Origin of the sequence: Streptomyces sp. 1-11 (assembly GCF_007176755.1) — a bacterium.
GTDB lineage: Bacteria > Actinomycetota > Actinomycetes > Streptomycetales > Streptomycetaceae > Streptomyces.
In genome coordinates this window covers 54,919-72,747 of sequence record NZ_BJTV01000013.1, presented here as the reverse complement: position 1 = coordinate 72,747, position 17,829 = coordinate 54,919, and the positions used below count along the sequence as shown (strand labels likewise).

12 protein-coding genes are annotated in these 17,829 nt (G+C 73.4%); 7 read left to right on the top strand and 5 right to left on the bottom strand.

Translation table 11 applies throughout. The features are described from left to right. Window positions 1–24: 24 nt before the first annotated feature. Both TNCT1_RS25700 and TNCT1_RS25695 read right to left on the bottom strand, forming a co-directional pair. Window positions 25–516, bottom strand: coding sequence for a hotdog fold thioesterase (locus TNCT1_RS25700; protein WP_143636281.1), 492 nt, complete (start codon window positions 514–516; stop codon window positions 25–27). 47 nt (window positions 517–563) lie between these two features. Then, entirely contained in the window at window positions 564–2,918 is a 2,355-nt protein-coding gene (locus TNCT1_RS25695; RefSeq protein ID WP_235902894.1) for an FdhF/YdeP family oxidoreductase, read from the bottom strand. 187 nt (window positions 2,919–3,105) lie between these two features. Here TNCT1_RS25695 and polA point away from each other — a divergent pair, with 187 nt between their 5' ends. Together polA and TNCT1_RS25685 are read left to right on the top strand one after the other, a co-directional pair. Then, window positions 3,106–5,829 (top strand): DNA polymerase I, encoded by a 2,724-nt coding sequence (polA, locus tag TNCT1_RS25690; protein WP_143636279.1) that lies wholly within the window; start codon window positions 3,106–3,108, stop codon window positions 5,827–5,829. 262 nt (window positions 5,830–6,091) lie between these two features. Continuing rightward, on the top strand, window positions 6,092–6,511 hold the full coding sequence (locus tag TNCT1_RS25685; RefSeq protein WP_174266451.1) for a hypothetical protein: 420 nt from the start codon (window positions 6,092–6,094) through the stop codon (window positions 6,509–6,511). A 46-nt stretch (window positions 6,512–6,557) separates the two neighbouring features. On the opposite strand, the gene TNCT1_RS25680 is transcribed toward TNCT1_RS25685, so the two are convergent. After that, window positions 6,558–7,418, bottom strand: a complete 861-nt coding sequence (locus tag TNCT1_RS25680) for a DUF4184 family protein (protein WP_143636276.1) — start codon at window positions 7,416–7,418, stop codon at window positions 6,558–6,560. Between the two features lie 321 nt (window positions 7,419–7,739). Between TNCT1_RS25680 and TNCT1_RS25675 the strand changes: the two genes are divergently transcribed. After that, window positions 7,740–9,476 carry a lytic transglycosylase domain-containing protein gene (locus TNCT1_RS25675; protein ID WP_143636273.1) on the top strand — a complete coding sequence of 579 codons (1,737 nt, stop codon included), beginning with the start codon at window positions 7,740–7,742 and terminating at the stop codon, window positions 9,474–9,476. Between the two features lie 88 nt (window positions 9,477–9,564). Here the strand turns inward: TNCT1_RS25675 and TNCT1_RS25670 are convergent, their stop codons facing one another. Further along, window positions 9,565–12,486, bottom strand: a complete 2,922-nt coding sequence (locus TNCT1_RS25670; RefSeq protein WP_143636270.1) for an ATP-dependent RNA helicase — start codon at window positions 12,484–12,486, stop codon at window positions 9,565–9,567. 273 nt (window positions 12,487–12,759) lie between these two features. After that, complete coding sequence (locus tag TNCT1_RS25665; protein ID WP_143636579.1) at window positions 12,760–13,587, bottom strand: class I SAM-dependent methyltransferase; 828 nt, start codon at window positions 13,585–13,587, stop codon at window positions 12,760–12,762. Between the two features lie 362 nt (window positions 13,588–13,949). Here TNCT1_RS25665 and rpsA point away from each other — a divergent pair, with 362 nt between their 5' ends. The 4 genes from rpsA to TNCT1_RS25645 all read left to right on the top strand — a co-directional run bounded on the left by rpsA (window position 13,950) and on the right by TNCT1_RS25645 (window position 17,816). Beyond that, the gene (rpsA, locus tag TNCT1_RS25660) at window positions 13,950–15,443 is read left to right on the top strand and encodes a 30S ribosomal protein S1 (protein WP_061919525.1); all 1,494 of its coding nucleotides are present in this window, start codon (window positions 13,950–13,952) and stop codon (window positions 15,441–15,443) included. 290 nt (window positions 15,444–15,733) lie between these two features. Then, the gene (locus tag TNCT1_RS25655; protein WP_143636268.1) at window positions 15,734–16,672 is read left to right on the top strand and encodes a PAC2 family protein; all 939 of its coding nucleotides are present in this window, start codon (window positions 15,734–15,736) and stop codon (window positions 16,670–16,672) included. Window positions 16,673–16,738: 66 nt separating this feature from the next. After that, window positions 16,739–17,386, top strand: coding sequence for a dephospho-CoA kinase (gene coaE, locus TNCT1_RS25650; RefSeq protein ID WP_143636265.1), 648 nt, complete (start codon window positions 16,739–16,741; stop codon window positions 17,384–17,386). Between the two features lie 49 nt (window positions 17,387–17,435). Continuing rightward, on the top strand, window positions 17,436–17,816 hold the full coding sequence (locus TNCT1_RS25645; RefSeq protein WP_143636263.1) for a M48 family metallopeptidase: 381 nt from the start codon (window positions 17,436–17,438) through the stop codon (window positions 17,814–17,816). Window positions 17,817–17,829 lie beyond the last annotated feature (13 nt).

Below are 17,829 nucleotides of genomic sequence, written 5' to 3'. Positions count from 1 at the left end.
GGCCCGCGAAGACGTCCGGGACGCTCAGTCGCCGGCCGGGCGGACGGGGGCCTCGTCGCCCGTACGGACGTCGCGCAGCAGGCAGGTCAGCCGGGCGGTGCAGACCCGGCGTCCCTCCTCGTCGCTGATGACGATCTCGTAGGTGGCCGTGGAGCGCCCCCGGTGCACGGGCGTGGCCACGCCGGTCACCAGGCCCGAGCGGACCCCGCGGTGGTGGGTGCAGTTGAGGTCGACGCCCACCGCGATCTTCGAGCTGCCGCCGTGCAGCATGGAGCCGACCGAACCGAGCGTCTCCGCCAGCACCGCGGACGCGCCGCCGTGCAGCAGCCCGTACGGCTGGGTGTTGCCCTCGACCGGCATGGTGCCGACGACCCGCTCCGCCGACGCCTCCAGTATCTGCACGCCCATGCGATTGCCGAGGTGGCCCGCGGAGAACAGGGCGGGCAGGTCGACGCCGAGCGCGGCGTACTCGTCGACGACCTCCTGCGGGAATCTCACCTGCTGCTGCTCACCCATGGGCGTGGCTCCGTTCTCGTACAGCTGACACGTGGCTGAGCAAACGCTCAGTCGGTCGCCGATTGTTCCAGACGGCTCTCCGGGCCGGCCTGACGGCGGCAGCCCCCGGGCCCGCCGGCCGGCTCGTGCGCCGGTGTCTGCTCCAGGCGGACCACGACGGACTTGCTGGCCGGTGTGTTGCTGGTGTCGGCCGTGGCGTCCAGCGGCACCAGCACGTTCGTCTCCGGGTAGTAGGCGGCGGCGCAGCCCCGGGCCGTCGGGTAGTGCACGACCCGGAAACCGGGCGCCCGCCGCTCCACGCCGTCGCGCCACTCGCTCACCAGGTCGACGTACGCGCCGTCGGCGACGCCCAGGGCGCGCGCGTCCTCGGGGTTCACCAGCACCACCCGGCGGCCGCCCGTGATGCCCCGGTAGCGGTCGTCGAGGCCGTAGATCGTGGTGTTGTACTGGTCGTGCGAGCGCAGCGTCTGCAACAGCAGCCGCCCCGCGGGCAGTTCGGGGTACTCCACGGGGGCCGCGGTGAAGTTCGCCCTGCCGGTCGCGGTCGGGAAGCGGCGCTCGTCGCGCGGCGCGTGCGGCAGCACGAAGCCGCCGGGGCGGGCCACCCGCGCGTTGAAGTCCTCGAAGCCGGGGACCACGCGCGCGATGCGGTCGCGGACCCTCCCGTAGTCCTTCTCGAACTCCTCCCAGGGCACCTTGCTGTCCGCGCCGAGCACCCGGCGCGCCAGCCGGCACACGATCGCCGGCTCGGACAGCAGGTGCCGGCTCGCCGGCTCCAGCCGCCCGCGCGAGGCGTGCACCATGCCCATGGAGTCCTCCACGGTCACGAACTGCTCGCCGCCGTCCTGCACATCGCGCTCGGTACGGCCCAGGGTGGGCAGGATCAGGGCACGCGCGCCCGTGACCACGTGCGAGCGGTTCAGCTTGGTCGACACGTGCACGGTCAGCCGCGCGCGCCGCACGGCCGCCTCGGTGACCGCCGTGTCGGGCGAGGCGGAGACGAAGTTGCCGCCCATGGCGAAGAACACCTTCGCCTCGCCGTCGCGCAGCGCGCGGATCGCCCGCACGACGTCGAAGCCGTGCCCGCGCGGCGGCGCGAACCCGAACTCCTTCTCCAGCGCGTCCAGGAAGGCCGGCGCCGGCCTCTCGAAGATGCCCATCGTGCGGTCGCCCTGCACGTTGGAGTGGCCGCGCACCGGGCACACGCCCGCACCGGGTCGGCCGATGTCACCGCGCAGCAGCAGGAAGTTGACGACCTCGCGGATGGTCGGCACCGAGTGCTTGTGCTGGGTGAGGCCCATGGCCCAGCAGACGACGGTCCGCCGCGAGGCGAGGACCATGCCGAGGGCCCGCTCGATCTCCGCGCGCGTGAGACCGGTGGCCGCGAGCGTGTCCTCCCAGTCGGCGGCGCGGGCGGCCTGCGCGAACTCCTCGAACCCGTGGGTGTGCTCCCGCACGAACTCCTCGTCGACCGCGCCCTCGGTCTCCAGGATCAGCTTGTTCAGGAGGCGGAACAGGGCCTGGTCGCCGCCGATGCGGATCTGCAGGAACAGATCGGTGAGCGCGGCGCCCTTCAGCATGCCCCGCGCGGTCTGCGGGTTCTTGAACCGCTCGAGACCGGCCTCGGGCAGCGGGTTGACGCTGATGATCCGCGCGCCGTTCGCCTTGGCCTTCTCCAGCGCGGTCAGCATCCGGGGATGGTTCGTCCCCGGGTTCTGCCCGGCCACGATGATCAGCTCGGCCCGGTGCAGGTCCTCCAGCAGGACGCTGCCCTTGCCGACGCCGATCGTCTCCGACAGCGCCGAGCCGGACGACTCGTGGCACATGTTGGAGCAGTCCGGCAGGTTGTTGGTGCCCAGCTCGCGCGCGAAGAGCTGGTAGAGGAACGCGGCCTCGTTGCTGGTGCGGCCGGAGGTGTAGAAGACGGCCTCGTCGGGGGAGGCGAGCGCGGCGATCTCCTCGGCGATGATGTCGAAGGCGCGGTCCCAGCCGACCGGCTCGTAGTGCGTGCCGTCCTCGGCGAGATACATGGGGTGGGTGAGCCGGCCCTGCTGCCCCAGCCAGTAGCCGCTGCGCCCGGCGAGGTCCGCGACCGGGTGCGCGGCGAAGAACTCCGGGGTGACCCGGCGCAGGGTGGCCTCCTCGGCCACCGCCTTGGCGCCGTTCTCGCAGAACTCCGCCCGGTGCCGGTGGTCCCCCTCCGGCCAGGCGCAGCCCGGGCAGTCGAAGCCGTCCTTCTGGTTCACCCGCAGCAGCGTCAGCGCGGTGCGCCGCACGCCCATCTGCCGCTGGGCGACGCGCAGGGTGCGGCCGACGGCCGGCAGCCCCGCCGCCGCGTGCCCGGGCTCCGCGACCTGCGGCGCGTCCTGGACCGGATCACCCTTGGGCGGCTTCGTCGCCATCGCACGCTCCCCTTCGACTGCGTGTGAGAAATACGCCGCCGATCCTCCCACGGGGTACCGGCAGGCCGCCGGGGCGGGCGACGCCGGTGCCCCCGCCGCCCGCCGCGAGCCGTGCGGGCCCGCCGTGGCGGTTCGCCGCGGAGCGGGCCGGTCCCGGCTGTCAGTGCGCCGTGGCAGGATCGGGGACGTGGCAGAAACAGCATCGAAGAAGACCGACAGCACCCCCGGCGGCCGTCCCCGGCTGATGCTCATGGACGGGCACTCGCTGGCCTACCGCGCGTTCTTCGCGCTGCCCGCGGAGAACTTCACCACCGCGACGGGCCAGCCGACGAACGCGATCTACGGCTTCGCGTCGATGCTGGCCAACACGCTGCGTGACGAGGAGCCCACGCACTTCGCGGTGGCCTTCGACGTCTCCCGCAAGACCTGGCGCTCCGAACGGTTCACCGAGTACAAGGCGAACCGCTCCAAGACCCCCGACGAGTTCAAGGGGCAGGTCGAGCTGATCGGCGAGCTCCTCGACGCCATGCACGCGCAGCGTTTCGCCGTCGAGGGCTTCGAGGCGGACGACATCATCGCCACCCTCGCCACCCAGGCCGAGGCCGAGGGCTTCGAGGTGCTGATCGTCACCGGCGACCGCGACTCCTTCCAGCTCGTCAGCGAGCACACCACCGTGCTGTACCCGACGAAGGGCGTCTCGGAGCTGACCCGGTTCACCCCGGAGAAGGTCGTCGAGAAGTACGGCCTGACGCCCGCCCAGTACCCGGACTTCGCCGCGCTGCGCGGCGACCCGTCCGACAACCTGCCCGGCATCCCCGGCGTCGGCGAGAAGACCGCCGCGAAGTGGATCAACCAGTTCGGCTCGTTCGCCGAACTCGTCGAGCGCGCCGAGGAGGTCAAGGGCAAGGCGGGCCAGAACCTGCGCGACCACCTGGAGTCGGTCAAGCTCAACCGGCTGCTCACCGAGCTGGAGCGCCAGGTGGAGCTGCCGAAGACGGTCGCCGACCTGGAGCGCGCCCCGTACGACCGCAAGACCGTCGCGATGGTGCTGGACACCCTGGAGATCCGCAACCCGTCGCTGCGCGAGCGGCTCTTCGCCGTCGACCCGGGCGCCGAGGAGGCCGAGACCACGCCGGTCACCGCGGACGGCGTGGAGGTGGACGGCACCGTGCTGCGCACCGGCGAGCTGGCCGGCTGGCTCGCCGAGCACGGCACCGGGACCCTCGGCGTCGCCACGGTCGACGCGTGGGCGCTGGGCACCGGCTCGGTCACCGAGATCGCGCTCGCCGCGGCCGGGGGAGCGGCCGCCTGGTTCGACCCCGCCGAGCTGGACGAGGCCGACGAGCGCGCCTTCGCCGGCTGGCTCGCCGACGCCGGCCGCCCGAAGGTGTTCCACAACGCCAAGGGAGCCATGCGGGTCCTCGCCGAGCACGGCTGGCGCGTCGAGGGCGTCGCGATGGACACCGCGCTCGCCGCTTACCTGGTCAAGCCGGGCCGCCGCTCCTTCGACCTGGACGCGCTGTCCCTGGAGTACCTGCACCGTGAGCTGGCCCCCGCCGCCGCGGCCGACGGACAGCTCGCGTTCGGCACGGACGAGGGCGCCGAGGCGGAAGCCCTGATGATCCAGGCCCGCGCCGTCCTCGACCTCGGGGAGGCGTTCGAGGGCCGGCTCGAGGAGGTCGGCGCCGCCGACCTGCTGCGGGACATGGAGCTGCCCACCTCCGCCCTGCTCGCCCGCATGGAGCGCGACGGCATCGCGGCCGACCGCGCCCACCTGGAGGCGATGGAGCTGACGTTCGCGGGCGCCGTGCAGCAGGCCGTGAAGGAGGCCCACGACGCCGCCGGCCGCGAGTTCAACCTCGGCTCGCCCAAGCAGCTCCAGGAAGTCCTCTTCGGCGAGCTGGCCCTGCCGAAGACGAAGAAGACCAAGACCGGCTACACCACGGACGCCGACGCCCTGGCCTGGCTCGCCACCCAGACCGACAACGAACTGCCAGTGATCATGCTCCGGCACCGCGAGCAGGCGAAGCTGCGCGTCACGGTCGAGGGCCTGATCAAGACCATCGCCGGCGACGGCCGTATCCACACCACCTTCAACCAGACGGTCGCCGCGACCGGCCGGCTGTCGTCCACGGACCCGAACCTGCAGAACATTCCGGTCCGCACCGACGAGGGCCGGGCGATCCGCCGCGGCTTCGTGGTCGGCGACGGATTCGAGTCGCTGATGACCGCCGACTACAGCCAGATCGAGCTGCGCGTGATGGCCCACCTCTCCGAGGACGAGGGCCTGATCGAGGCGTTCACCACGGGCGAGGACCTGCACACCACGGTCGCCTCCCAGGTCTTCTCCGTCGGCCGGGACGCGGTGGACGCGGAGATGCGCCGCAAGATCAAGGCCATGTCGTACGGCCTGGCCTACGGACTCTCCGCCTTCGGCCTCTCCCAGCAGCTCAACATTGAGGCGGCCGAGGCCCGCGGCCTGATGGACACCTACTTCGAGCGCTTCGGCGGCGTACGCGACTATCTGCGCCGGGTCGTCGACGAAGCACGGGCCACGGGCTACACGGCGACGCTCTTCGGACGCCGCCGCTACCTCCCCGACCTCAACAGCGACAACCGCCAGCGCCGCGAGGCGGCCGAACGCATGGCCCTCAACGCCCCCATCCAGGGCACGGCGGCCGACATCGTCAAGATCGCCATGCTCAACGTCGACCGGGCGCTGCGCGAGGCGGACCTGAAGTCCCGCCTGCTGCTGCAGGTGCACGACGAAATCGTGCTGGAGGTCGCCCCCGGGGAGCGCGCGGTCACGGAGGAACTCGTCCGCCGCGAGATGGCCGGCGCCGTCCGGCTGCGGGCCCCGCTCGACGTCTCGGTGGGCGTGGGCCGCGACTGGGAGTCGGCGGCCCACTGACACCCCCCCTCTGCCCGCCGCCCGGGGTGAGCCCCGGGCGCGGCAGGGGTCGGCGGTCCGGGTGCGTGTGGGGGAGTGCGGTGAGGTATGTGCCGGGCACCGTGAGGACGATCGGCGGTCCCGGTGCCTGCCTGAGGTGCGCACCGCGTCTCTCCCGAGTACCGCACCCCGCCCCCTGACCGGCGCAGCCCCGGCCGGGTGCTTCACTCACGTGGCCCCCGCCAGAACGCACCCCCGGCCCCGCAGCCGCAACACTGCGGGCATGGGTATACGCACGCTCCACCGCCGGACGCCCGAGTTCCTCGGCGGCACCCGGGCCGAGGCCGGCAGCGCCTCCGGCCCGGCCACGGCCGCCTCACCGGTCCCGGCCCTCGCGCCCGGCGCGAGCACCGCCCGCATCCCCGCCGAGCGGGCCGCGGCCGCCCGCCGTGCCGTCGCCGGCCTGCTGCGCCGGCCGGCCGCCCGCATCCGCCGCGCCGCCCACCGGCGGGCCTGGGCAGACCTCGCCCGCGCCTACCTCGCGCTCCTGCTCACCGCCGTCCCCCGCACCCGCCCCAGGCCCACCCTCACCGTCTTCGTGGCCTCCCTCAACGAACAGCCACCCGGCCCCGTCCCGCACCGGCCACCCCACCAGGACGGCCCGGAACACAGGCCTGACGACGTGCCGGGCTCCGCGCCCTGACTCGGGCCGCGTACAGCGGGAGCCCCGCTGTCCTGACGGCCGTCCCTCAGCGAACGGCGGACCGGTCCCGGCCCGCACCGGTCGTCTCTCCGGGATCGCCCGGGCCCCGGACCGGGCGCCGCCACGCCCTGACCCCGGCCGCGTACAGCAGGAACCCGAGCAGCAGCCCCGCGCCCGCGCCGAAGCACAGGGTCGGCACCAGATCCAGCGGCCGCACAGAGGCACCCCGGTACGCCCACCACCGCACCACCCGCTGCACCGCCCCGGCCAGCGCACAGCCGCCCAGCACCGCGGCGGCCCACCACCGGTCCCGCACAAACAGCGCGGGCACCCCCGCCGGGAGGCCGCCGGGCGCCCGCCGCAGGGCCCCCGCCAGGAACACGGCGATCACCACGGCGGCCACCGCCGACGAGCCGTACTGCAGCCAGGTGTACCGCGGCAGCCCCGCCGCCACCCCGCCGAGCCACGGGACCAGCCGCGACCCCCACCGGTCGTGGTGCGTGAACGCGTCCCACACGACGTGCGTCAGCGCCCCGAGCGCCGCCGACACGTACCACCACAGCACGCGCCCGGCCCGCACACGCGCGCGTGGCGCACCGCAGCGCAGCAGGGCGGCCGGGCCTGCCTGGCGGGCCCGGGGGAGCAGCGCCACCAGCGGCTCCCGCACGAACAGCCAAAGCCCCACCAGCGCCCACGCGATGAGCACGTCCACGCCCGCCACCCCCGGCAGGGAGTGGGTGACCGTCCCGAACTCCATCGCCCGCGGCCGGACGCCCGCCGCGTAGTAGGTCAGATCGGGCGCGAAGGACCCCGCGACGAGCCCCGAGGGCACCAGCCGCCCGCGTCCCCCGCCGTCGCGGCGGACGGCGGGCAGCACGGCCGCCGCATGACTGAGTGTGAACGGCAACGAGGCCCCCTCGGGCGGTCGTCGGCCACGGCTTCGCGACCGGTGATCACGTCCGGTCCAGTATGCGTCGGCGCCGCACCCGGCCCCGCGATACGACAGTCGTCGGCCAACCGGGGAAAACCGGACTCGAACGGGTGCCCCTGGCAGGCAAGTTGTCGTAGGGTCACGTGGGCTGCCGTGCCGGTCGGCACGGTCGCACACCCGTCGCACGGACGGAAAGGCGGAACAGGGGCAACCAGAGCACCGGGTCAACCGTCACACCAGAGCGAGGCAGACAGACGGAGACGGACGCGAGCACGCGTCCACGGGAGGGTTCACTCTATGGCGGCGCATTTCGGCAGGCGGCTGAGCAAGGGAGCGGCGACCACCGCCGTGGCCGCGGTGGCGGTCGCGGCACTGTCCGCGTCCCAGGCTCCGGGAGCGGCCGGCGACGAGCACGGCAGACCGGCCTCGGCCGGCTCCAGCAGCCCCGCACCCGACGCGGCCCTGGGCGGCGACGCCACCGGCAACTCGCCCTACTACACGGACCTTCCGCCGCTGAAGAGCCCCAACCCCAGCCCCTCGTCGACGGCCGGTGAGCCCGTCGTCCGGGGAGAGGCGGAGGCCGGCATCCCCGCGACCGTCCTCGACGCCTACAAGAAGGCCGAGGCGGAGCTGCGCTCCTCCAAGCCCGGCTGCAACCTGCCGTGGCAACTCCTGGCCGCCATAGGCAAGGTGGAGTCGGGTCAGGCCCGCGGCGGCCGCGTGGACGCCGACGGCACGACGATCGGCCGGATTCTCGGCCCGCAGCTCGACGGCAACGGCTTCGCGCTCATCAAGGACACCGACCACGGCGAGTACGACGGCAACAGCCAGTACGACCAGGCCATCGGCCCGATGCAGTTCATCCCCTCCACCTGGGCCTGGGCCGGCCGCGACGGCAACGACGACGGCAAGGCCGACCCCAACAACGTCTACGACGCCGCGCTCGCCGCCGGCCACTACCTGTGCCGCAACGACTGGGACATGTCCACCCAGGCCGGCCTGCACAGCGCGATCCTCAGCTACAACAACTCGCAGGACTACCTGAACCTGGTCCTGAACTGGCTGCAGTACTACCGCAAGGGCACCCACTCCGTGCCCGACGGCACCGGCCGCGTGCCCGGCCACCGCAGCGACGACGGCACCCCGCGCACCCACACCACGGCACCGTCCGACCCGCCCCGTACGAAGCCCGACACCAAGCCCGACCCGAAGCCCGACCCCAAGCCGCACCAGCCGGGCGGCGGCAGCCAGACCCCCGACCCGCAGCCGCCGAAGCCGCCGGTCCCGCCGAAGCAGCCCACGCCGTCGGAGACCGTCGACCACCTCGAGGACGCGGGCACCGCCAAGCTCACCGCCATGGCCGGCGACGCCTTCGACCAGCGCATCAGCACCCGCGCCGAGACCAAGGCCGGCATGGCCGTCGCCAAGGTCAGGGTCCGCTTCACCATCACCGGCGACACCGACGCCACCTTCGCCGGCGGCGAGAACGTCGCCACCGTCGTCACCGACGCCAAGGGCGTGGCCGTCGCCCCGGCCCTCCAGGCGGGCGAGAAGACCGGCGACTTCAGGATCACCACGGCGGTCGTCGGCCACCAGGTCACGAACGTCGGCTACACCGCCACCGTCACCGAACGCGCCGCCGACACCCTCACCCGCACCGGCGACACCGCGCTGACCTGCACCCCGGGCGCCGAGTTCGCCGAGAAGGTCCAGGTGCAGGCCACGTACAAGGGAGCGGCCGCGGGCCGGGTCGCCGCCACCGCCACCCTGATCAAGGCCGCCGACGACGCCACCGAGAACGACAAGGGCCCCTACTTCAAGGACGCCGACGGCAAGGCGGTACGCACCCTCACCGGCCTCAAGACCGACGCCAAGGGCCTGCTCACGCTGCCCGCGCTGTACGCCGACGACACCACCGGCACCTTCCTGCTCCAGCTCACCACCCCGGGCGGCGGCACCGTCACCGTCGAGCTGAAGGTCGCCGCCGCCGACGCCTCCGCGAGCCCCTCGCCGAGCCCGTCCGCGACCTCCTGACGGCACCCACGGCACGACCGGCCCCGACACGACGAGGGCGCCCCTCCGCACCGGCGGACGGGCGCCCTCGCCGCGCGAGCGGCCGGCGTCAGCGCCGCAACCGGGCGTTGGTGTGCCGGGTGGGCTCCGCGCCCGCCGGGTTCTCGGGCCACGGATGCTTCGGATAGCGCCCCCGCAGCTCGGCGCGCACACCCCGGTAGCCCTCCCGCCAGAAGGAGGCGAGATCGGCCGTGACGGCGGCGGGCCGCCCGGCCGGCGAGAGCAGGTGCACCAGCAGCGGCACTCCCGCCACGGCCGGCGTCTCGCGCAGCCCGAACATCTCCTGCAGCTTCACGGCGAGCACCGGACGCTCCGGATCCCGGTAGTCGATCCGGATCCTGGACCCACTGGGCACGGTGATCCGCTCGGGCGCCAGCTCGTCCAGCCGGGCCGCGTCCCCGCTCGCCCACGGCAGCAGCCGCGCCAGCGCCTGCCCGGCGTCGATCCGCGCCAGATCGGCCCGCCGCCGTGCCCGGCCCAGCTCCGGCTCCAGCCACTCGTCCGCGCGCGCGTACAGCGCCTCGTCCGACACGTCCGGCCAGGGTTCGCCTGCCTGCGTCCGCAGGAACGCCAGCCGCTGCCGCAGGGCCGTGGCATCCGGCGACCAGCGCAGCAGCCCCAGCCCCTCGGCCCGCAGACCCTCCAGCAGCGCCGCGCGCACGAGCCCGGGATCGGCCTGCCGCAACGGCCGCACGGCCAGCTCCACGGCCCCCAGGCTCTCCACCTGCCGGGCCACGACGTCACCGCCGGCCCAGCGCACCTCGTTCCGCTCCTCGAGCAGCGCGCCGGCGGCGGCCCGGGCCACGTCCTCCGTCACGGCCGCCCCCAGCCGCACGCGCGCGTGCCCCTTCCCCGCGGCCCGGTCGGCGACGGCGACGACGATCCAGGGCGCACCCCGCAGCGCCGACCCCTCACCCAGCTCGGCCCGGGTCCCGGAGACCATCAGATACGACCCCCCGTCCAGCCTGGCCACCCGCTCCGGAAACGCCAGCGCGACGGTCACCCCGACCAGCCGGTCCTCCCCGGCGGCCGCGGCCGCGGCTTCCCCGGACAGCGCGGCCGCGGCTTCCCCGGACACCGCGGCCGCGGCTTCCCTGAGCCCTGCAGCCGCAGCTTCCCCGGCTTCTGCCGTCGCGGTGTCCCTGGGGCCTGCTGCCTTCGCATTCCCGGGCCCGGCCGACGGGGCTTGCCTGGGCCGCGCCGTCGCGGCTTTCCCAGGTCCTGCCGTCGCGGATTCCCCGGGTCCATCCTTCGGGGCTTGCCTGAGCCGCGCCGCAGCTTCCCGGGCTCCTGCCGTCGCGGTGTCCCTGGGGCCTGCTGCCTTCGCATTCCCGGGCCCGGCCGACGGGGCTTGCCTGCGCCCCGCCGTCGCAGCTTCTCCGGCTCCTGCCGTCCTCCCGGCACCCTCGGCACCCCCGGCGTCCGCCGCCACCGCACCTCCGGGTCCCGTCCGCGGCTCCCCGCCGCCGGCGGGCGGGACGGACGCCGACGACACCGCCCGCAGCCGTCGTACCTCCGCAGCCCAGCGACCCGCGTAGGCGTCACCCCCGCGCCGGGCCCGTCGCAGAGCACCGGCGAGATCGTCCCCGTACTCCCGCGGCACCTCCTCGGACAGCAGGGCGACGGCCTCCGCGCCGTCCCCGGCGGTGTCCAGCAGGGCCCGGCCCAGCCGCGGATGCACCCCCAGCCGGCCCAGCCGCACACCCAGCCCGGTGGCCCGCCCCGCCGGGTCCACCGCGCCCACGGCCGTCAGCACCTCGCGCGCCGCCGCCATCGCGCCGCCCGGCGGCGGATCCGGCAGCGCCAGCCCCGAGGCGTCCGGGTCGCCCCAGCAGGCCACCTGAAGGGCGAACGCCGTCAGATCGGCCACCTTGATCTCCGGCGCCGGGAAAGCCGCCAGCCGGCCGTCCTCGGCCTCCGTCCAGCACCGGTACACCCAGCCCGGCGCCTCACGCCCGGCCCGCCCCGCCCGCTGCCGCCCGGCGGCGCGCGACGCCCGCACCGTCACCAGCCCGCTCAGCCCGCGCGCGTGATCCACCCGCGGCTCCCGCGCAAGTCCCGCGTCCACCACCACCCGCACCCCGGGCACCGTCAGCGACGACTCCGCCACCGACGTCGCCAGCACCACCCGGCGCCCCCGGCCGGGCGCCAGCACCGCGTCCTGCACGGCGGCCGGCGCCCGGCCGTGCACCTGGAGCACCTCCACCGCCCCCAGATCGCCCAGCTGACCCGCGACGCGCGCGATCTCACCCACGCCGGGCAGGAAACACAACACGTCACCCTCCCGCTCGGCCAGCGCCCGCCGCACCACCGAGGCCACATGAGCGAGCAGCGCCGGATCCACCCGCATCCCCTGCGGCGGCCGCACCGGACGCGCCGGAGGCGCCCACACGACCTCCACCGGATGCGCGACGCCCGCCGCCTCCACCACCCGCGCCCCGCCCAGCAGCCGCGCCCACGCCTCGGCGTCCGTGGTCGCCGACGCCGCCACCAGCCGCAGCTCAGGACGCAGCGCCTGCCGCACGTCCCACAGGAACGCGGCCACCGTGTCGGCGTCCAGATGCCGCTCGTGGCATTCGTCGAGCACCACCACGTCCACACCCGCCAGCTCCTGGTCCCGCTGCAGCCGCTGCAGCAGCACACCCGTGGTCACGACCTCCACGCGCGTGCGCCGTCCCACCACACGCTCCCCGCGCACCGTGTAGCCGACACTGTCGCCGGTCCGCTCGCCGAGCAGCCACGCCATCCGCCGGGCCGCCGCCCGCGCCGCGATCCGCCGCGGCTCGGCCACCACGACACGCCTCGCGGGCCCGCCGCCGGCCAGCCCGGCGAGCACCAGCGGCACCAGCGTCGTCTTGCCGGTGCCCGGCGGCGCCACCAGCACGGCCGTGCCGTCCGCGTCCAGGGCCTCGGTCAGGGCGGGCAGGGCGGCCCGCACGGGCAGCGCGTCGAGGGCGTCGTAACGAATCACGTCCCCAGTGTCGTACGGCGGCGGGACCACCCGGCACGCGCGTGCGCGCAGGAAAGACGGCGCATCCCGACCGGCGGGATCCGCCACCGATGGGATCCGCCGAGGGGATTCGCCGCGCCGCGCCTGTCGCACACTCCGCACGCGCACGCCCATGCGCGCACGGCCGACCGCAGCCCGAGTGCGCACCCCAGCGCGCACACACGCACGCGCGCGCATACGAGGTCAGAGGTCAATGGACACACGCACGCGCGCGCACGAGAAGTGACGTCGTGCTCAGTCCCGCTCGCACACGAAGATCGCCGTGCCCGGGATCAGGTTCCCGCGCAGCGGGGACCAGCCGCCCCACTCCGAGGTGTTCCACGCCGGCCACTCCGGCTCCACCAGGTCCACCAGCCGCAGCCCCGAGGCCACCACGTCCCGTACCCGGTCCCCGAGCGTCCTGTGGTGCTCCACGTACACCGCCCGGCCCTCCTCGTCCTGCTCCACGTAGGGCGTGCGGTCGAAGTAGGAGGCGGACACCGACAGCCCCTCGGGGCCGGGCTCGTCCGGGAAGGCCCAGCGGATCGGGTGCGTCACCGAGAAGACGAACCGGCCGCCCGGCCGCAGCACCCGGCGCACCTCCCGCAGCACCAGCCGCGGATCGGCGACGAACGGCAGCGCCCCGTACGCGGAGCACACCAGGTCGAAGGAGGCGTCCGCGAACGGCAGCGCGCCGGCGTCCGCGCACACGAGCGGGAACGACCCGCCGATGCGCAGGGCGTGCTGGAGCTGTCGGTGCGAGAGGTCCAGGGCCACCGGCCGGGCGCCCTGGGCGGCCAGCCAGCGCGAGCACTGGGCGGCGCCCGCCCCGATCTCCAGGACCTCCTTGCCCTTCAGCTCCTCCGGCGGGCCCAGCAGCTCGGCCTCCACCTCGTCCAGGCCCTCCGGGCCCCACACGAAGCGGTCGTCACCGAGGAACGTCCCGTGCTCGACCTGGTACTCGTCGGCGTTGCGGTCCCACCAGCCACGGTTGGCCCGGCTGCTCTCCGCGACCCCGGCGTCACGCCGGGTGGCTTCCGCCTCGAACCCGTCCGGGTCGAGCTGTTCCGGCTCTTGGATGATCGGCTCCCTCGTCGTACTCTTCCGTCCAACCCGCCGGGCGCGACACGGCGAGAACGAAGGCCTACGCGGCCCACAGGACCTTTCCTGTGCCGGGTATGCGGCGATCCGCCCCCGGTGTGCGCCTTCGCGCATTGACCATGCCCGGCTGCCCCCGTATGCTACAAGTTGCGCTGCGGGCCTGCGCACCTCAGACGTAGCAGGCTGCGCTCGCATCTGTTGTATGTCCCCTCGGTTGTCGAGGCGTCATCACCAGTTCACCTGGTGGGGCGCTTCCTTGGCTGTCCGGCTTCTGCAGAGCGAAACGGGCTCCCGGCGTAAGCAGTACCTACGACTTCAATGTCCGTACCGGAGCCCTTTCCCACATGACGAGCAGCACCGAGACCACCGCCACCACCCCGCAGGTAGCGGTCAACGACATCGGTAACGAGGAAGCCTTCCTCGCCGCGATCGACGAGACGATCAAGTACTTCAACGACGGCGACATCGTCGACGGCGTCATCGTGAAGGTCGACCGGGACGAGGTCCTGCTCGACATCGGTTACAAGACCGAAGGCGTTATCCCGAGCCGCGAGCTCTCCATCAAGCACGACGTCGACCCCAACGAGGTCGTCGCCGTGGGCGATGAGATCGAGGCCCTGGTCCTCCAGAAGGAGGACAAGGAAGGCCGCCTCATCCTGTCCAAGAAGCGCGCTCAGTACGAGCGTGCCTGGGGCACGATCGAGAAGATCAAGGAAGAGGACGGGATCGTCACCGGTACCGTCATCGAGGTCGTCAAGGGTGGTCTCATCCTCGACATCGGCCTCCGTGGCTTCCTCCCGGCCTCCCTGGTCGAGATGCGTCGTGTCCGCGACCTCCAGCCCTACGTGGGCAAGGAGCTCGAGGCCAAGATCATCGAGCTGGACAAGAACCGCAACAACGTGGTCCTGTCCCGCCGTGCCTGGCTCGAGCAGACCCAGTCCGAGGTCCGCCAGACGTTCCTCACGACCCTGCAGAAGGGTCAGGTCCGCTCCGGCGTGGTCTCCTCGATCGTCAACTTCGGTGCCTTCGTGGACCTGGGTGGCGTCGACGGTCTGGTCCACGTCTCCGAGCTCTCCTGGAAGCACATCGACCACCCCTCCGAGGTCGTCGAGGTCGGCCAGGAGGTCACCGTCGAGGTCCTCGACGTCGACATGGACCGCGAGCGCGTCTCCCTGTCGCTGAAGGCGACCCAGGAAGACCCGTGGCAGCAGTTCGCCCGCACCCACCAGATCGGCCAGGTCGTGCCCGGCAAGGTCACGAAGCTGGTTCCGTTCGGTGCGTTCGTCCGCGTGGACGAAGGCATCGAGGGTCTGGTCCACATCTCCGAGCTGGCCGAGCGCCACGTGGAGATCCCGGAGCAGGTCGTCCAGGTCAACGACGAGATCTTCGTCAAGGTCATCGACATCGACCTCGAGCGCCGTCGCATCAGCCTCTCGCTGAAGCAGGCCAACGAGTCCTTCGGTGCCGACCCGGCCTCGGTCGAGTTCGACCCGACCCTGTACGGCATGGCCGCGTCCTACGACGACCAGGGCAACTACATCTACCCCGAGGGCTTCGACCCCGAGACCAACGACTGGCTCGAGGGCTACGAGAAGCAGCGCGAGGAGTGGGAGCGCCAGTACGCCGAGGCGCAGTCCCGCTTCGAGCAGCACCAGCAGCAGGTCATCAAGTCCCGCGAGGCGGACGCCCAGGCCGCTGCCGAGGGTGGCGAGGCCGCCGCTCCGGCCGCCTCGGGTGGCGGTTCGTACTCCTCCGAGGGTGCGGACACCTCCGGTGCCCTCGCCTCGGACGAGGCGCTGGCCGCGCTGCGCGAGAAGCTGGCCGGAGGCCAGAGCTGAGCGCTAGCCGCCAGGCTTAGCCGATAGCCGCTGAGGGGCCGCACCTTTCGAGGTGCGGCCCCTCTGGGTTTCCCGGGAACCCCTTCCCGTCGCCCGTCCCACCCCGTCACGCGACGGCTGGGCGTCCGGCGAGGCGGCTTTGCCCTCTGCGATGCGGCCGGGCCCTCGGCGAGGCGGCCTGACAGGGCGTCAAGGCGGCCGGCGTCAGACACCTGATCAGCGCCGTCACACGGGAATGCCCACGCTCCGGGGCGCGTTCTTCATGGGGAACACGAGGAGGAGCGGTCACAGTGCTTGATCCGCAGGGTTTGTACGCATGGGAGCCGAAGGGCCTCGCCGTGGTCGACATGGCGCTCGCCCAGGAGTCGGCCGGACTTGTCATGCTCTACCACTTCGACGGATACATCGACGCGGGCGAGACCGGCGACCAGATCGTCGACCGGCTCCTCGACTCGCTGCCCCACCAGCTCGTGGCACGCTTCGACCACGACCGGCTCGTGGACTACCGCGCCCGCCGGCCGCTGCTGACCTTCACCCGGGACAGCTGGTCCGACTACGAGGTGCCGGCCATCGAGGTCCACCTCGTCCAGGACACCACCGGCGCCCCCTTCCTGCTGCTGTCCGGACCCGAACCCGATGTCGAATGGGAACGGTTCGCCGCCGCCGTACGGCAGATCGTGGAACGGCTCGGCGTCCGGCTCTCCGTGAACTTCCACGGCATCCCCATGGGCGTCCCGCACACCCGCCCCGTGGGCCTCACCCCCCACGGCAACCGCACCGACCTCGTCCCCGGACACCGCAGCCCCTTCGAGGAGGCCCAGGTGCCCGGCAGCGCCGAGGCACTGGTCGAGTACCGCCTCGCCGAAGCCGGCCACGACGTCCTCGGCGTCGCCGCGCACGTCCCGCACTACATCGCCCGCTCCCCCTACCCGGACGCGGCGCTGACCGTCCTGGAGGCCGTCACGGCCGCCACTGGCCTGGTGCTGCCGGGCGTCGCCCACGCACTGCGCACGGAGGCCCACCGCACGCAGACGGAGATCGACCGGCAGGTCCAGGAGGGCGACGAGGAGCTCACAGCACTCGTCCAAGGGCTCGAGCACCAGTACGACGCGGCCGCGGGCGCCGAGACCCGGGGCAACATGCTCGCCGAACCCGTCGACATCCCCTCCGCCGACGAGATCGGCCGCGAGTTCGAACGCTTCCTGGCGGAGCGGGAAGGCGAGAACTGAGACCGCCGCACCACGCGGCCCGGCCCGGAAGCGGCCCTGTCACCGGCAGGGCCTAAGCTTCCGCCCATGCTGAAAGTGGGCCTGACCGGCGGGATCGGCGCCGGCAAGAGCGAGGTGTCGCGGCTGCTCGTGGAGCACGGGGCGGTACTGATCGACGCCGACCGCATCGCACGCGAGGTCGTCGCACCCGGCACCCCCGGGCTCGCCGCCGTGGTGGACGCCTTCGGCACGGACGTCCTCACCGCCGACGGCAGCCTGGACCGGCCCAGACTCGGCTCCGTCGTCTTCGCCGACCCCGGGAAACTGGCCGTCCTCAACGCGATCGTGCACCCCCTCGTCGGCGCCCGCTCCCGCGAGCTGGAGGCCGCCGCCGCCGAGGACGCCGTCGTCGTCCACGACGTCCCCCTGCTCACCGAGAACGGGCTGGCCCCCCTCTACGACCTGGTGATCGTCGTCGACGCCGGCCCCGCCACCCAGCTCGACCGCCTGGTACGACTGCGCGGCATGACCGAGGACGACGCCCGCGCCCGCATGGCCGCCCAGGCGACCCGCGAGCAGCGCCGGGCGATCGCCGACATCGTGATCGACAACGACGTACCGCTGGACACGCTCAGAAAGCGCGTCGCGGAAGTCTGGGACGACCTCGCGCGCCGGGCGCACGAGCCCCGCACACCGCCCCCGGACGGCGGCCCGCGGCAGGGCGGCGCGGAATAGCGGACCATGCCCGGGCGTTGAAACGCTGCAGTGAGGAAAGGACTCTGCCGTGCCCGAGACCAGTGGTTCGTCCGGACGTACCCCGGAGACGCATGTCATCGACTTCCGCGCGGCCGAACAACTGCTCAACGCGCGGGACCCGCGGGGCGCGGTGAAACTCCTCGACGGCGTCATCGCCGCACACCCCGAGAACACCGCCGCCCGCCTGCTGCGCGCCCGCGCCTTCTTCGCGGCCGCCCAACTGCGCCCCGCCGAGCTGGAATTCACCATCGTGCTGGAGCGGGAACCCGACAACGCCTACGCCCACTTCGCGCTCGCCCGCACCTACGAACGCCAGGGCCGCCCCGACCAGGCAAAACGGCACTTCCGGCTGGCCGCCGCCCTCGACCCCAACCCCCAGTACCTCAAGGCCGCCCGCTTCGACACCTGACCCCGCGCAGCCC

Excerpts from the sequence above, each read along its gene's own strand:
- TNCT1_RS25675 (WP_143636273.1), top strand. The coding sequence starts at position 7,740 with ATGGCGGCGCATTTCGGCAGGCGGCTGAGCAAGGGAGCGGCGACCACC.
- rpsA (WP_061919525.1), top strand. The coding sequence starts at position 13,950 with ATGACGAGCAGCACCGAGACCACCGCCACCACCCCGCAGGTAGCGGTC.
- TNCT1_RS25700 (WP_143636281.1), bottom strand. The coding sequence starts at position 516 with ATGGGTGAGCAGCAGCAGGTGAGATTCCCGCAGGAGGTCGTCGACGAG.
- coaE (WP_143636265.1), top strand. The coding sequence starts at position 16,739 with ATGCTGAAAGTGGGCCTGACCGGCGGGATCGGCGCCGGCAAGAGCGAG.
- TNCT1_RS25695 (WP_235902894.1), bottom strand. The coding sequence starts at position 2,918 with ATGGCGACGAAGCCGCCCAAGGGTGATCCGGTCCAGGACGCGCCGCAG.
- TNCT1_RS25685 (WP_174266451.1), top strand. The coding sequence starts at position 6,092 with ATGGGTATACGCACGCTCCACCGCCGGACGCCCGAGTTCCTCGGCGGC.